This window comes from Paenibacillus hunanensis, from assembly GCF_014645615.1.
Lineage (GTDB): Bacteria > Bacillota > Bacilli > Paenibacillales > Paenibacillaceae > Saccharibacillus > Saccharibacillus hunanensis.
This window is the reverse complement of record NZ_BMMB01000037.1, coordinates 1-1,680: the sequence shown is the minus strand read 5'-3', so window position 1 is coordinate 1,680 and position 1,680 is coordinate 1. Positions and strand designations below refer to the sequence as shown.

Genomic DNA, 1,680 nt, shown 5'->3' with positions numbered 1-1,680 from the left:
TAATGCTATTAGCTATAACATTCCTAATATTGGTAAGTTCACTTAATATGGATGATATAATCGGCCAAACTTATGCTATTTATATAATAGTTGTAGCAGGTGCAGAATCTGCTATAGGTTTAGCTATTCTAGTTGCTTTCTATAGATTAATTAACTCTCCAGTTAAAAATCCAAGATCAAATTATTCGGGGGACCCCGCCCCCCCTTCGGGGGGGCGGGGGCCCTATTTACATTTTAATTTATTACCTGTAGTTTCATCATGTAATTTAATCCAATCAAGGAATTATTCTAGTGTGCTACACAGGAAAATCCCCACACACACTTCGTGTGTGTGGGCCGGTTTAAATCCTTCATTTATAACTGGGTTCTCGGATGCTGAAGGTTCTTTTGTTGTAACTATTTTAAAGAACCCTAGATATAAAATAGGATGAAATGTACAAGCTAGATTTCAAATAAAATTAAACGAGAAAGATAGAGCTTTATTATTATTAATTCAAAATTATTTCGATAATATTGGATATATATCCAAAATAAATGATAGATCTACGGTTGAATTTAGAGTTAGTGATATAACTAGTTTAAATAATATAATTATACCTCATTTTGAAAAGTATCAATTAATAACTAATAAATATGGAGATTTGGTGATATTTAAACAAATTGTATCATTAATGTTAGAAAACAAACATACTACTTTAGAAGGATTAAAAGAAATCTTGGAACATAGAGCATCTCTTAATTGAGGTTTATCTAAAACTTTAAAGGAATCTTTTCCTTCTATAATACCAGTTAAAAGGGTAAAAATTGAGAATAATATATTAAGTAATTTATCTTCGCTACCCCTCCTTCCAGGAGGGGGGAACTGAGTAGCTGGCTTCTCATCAGGAGAAGCCAATTTTTTTATAACTATGTCTGGTACTAAAGTATGGTTACGTTTTTCTATAGCTCAAGATTCAAGAGATATATTGTTATTAAAAAGTTTAGTCAAATTTTTTAATTGTGGTTATATAGCTCAATATAAAAATCGTAAAGTATGTGAATTTATAGTTACAAAAATTAATGATATAATTATATATATTATTCCTTTTTTTGATCAATACAAAATTGAAGGTTCTAAATATAATGATTATGTTAAATTTAAAGAAGCCGCTATTCTTATTAAAAATAAAGAACATTTAACTGAAAAAGGATTAAATAAAATAATAGAATTAAAAAATTCGCTACCCCCTCCAGCTTCGCTGGAGGGGGGGATGAATAAAAATATTTAAATTTGTCTTGATTAAAAGGAGAAAATTATCTTGATCACAAAAGGCGAAAGTGAACCTTCGCCTAGTCTTATATAAGGCGAAACTCTCAAATTGCGGGGAACTCTTAAGAACAAATCTACCAAGTTAATATAGTAATATAATTAATGGAACAGGTAATGACTCGTTGTATGGTAAAAACGATTTGTATATGTAGAATATCCGCAGCCAAGCACCAAGTATTCGCTACCCCCTCCAGCTTCGCTGGAGGGGGGGAAGGAATAACGGTGTGCAGTTCATCGACTAAATGTGAGTTGGGTTTTTATTAATATGAAAGGATATTAATAATTAGCTTAAGATATAGTCAGGCTCAATACATGAGTATTGGGGTAAACCGAAGAGGAAGTATCACAATAGAATATAAATAATGTATTTA

At 30.9% G+C, this 1,680-nt stretch carries 1 protein-coding gene and 2 pseudogenes; all 3 read left to right on the top strand.

Annotation, left to right across the window (positions count from 1 at the left end; translation table 11 throughout):
- Window positions 1–431, top strand: a 431-nt coding sequence (locus IEX62_RS24255; protein WP_506329717.1) for an NADH-quinone oxidoreductase subunit K, incomplete at its 5' end; no start/stop codon positions are given.
- 15 nt (window positions 432–446) lie between these two features.
- Window positions 447–743, top strand: a pseudogene (locus IEX62_RS24250) (LAGLIDADG family homing endonuclease); the annotation flags it as partial.
- Window positions 744–881: 138 nt separating this feature from the next.
- Window positions 882–1,268 (top strand): annotated as a pseudogene (locus IEX62_RS24245) (LAGLIDADG family homing endonuclease); the annotation flags it as partial.
- Window positions 1,269–1,680 lie beyond the last annotated feature (412 nt).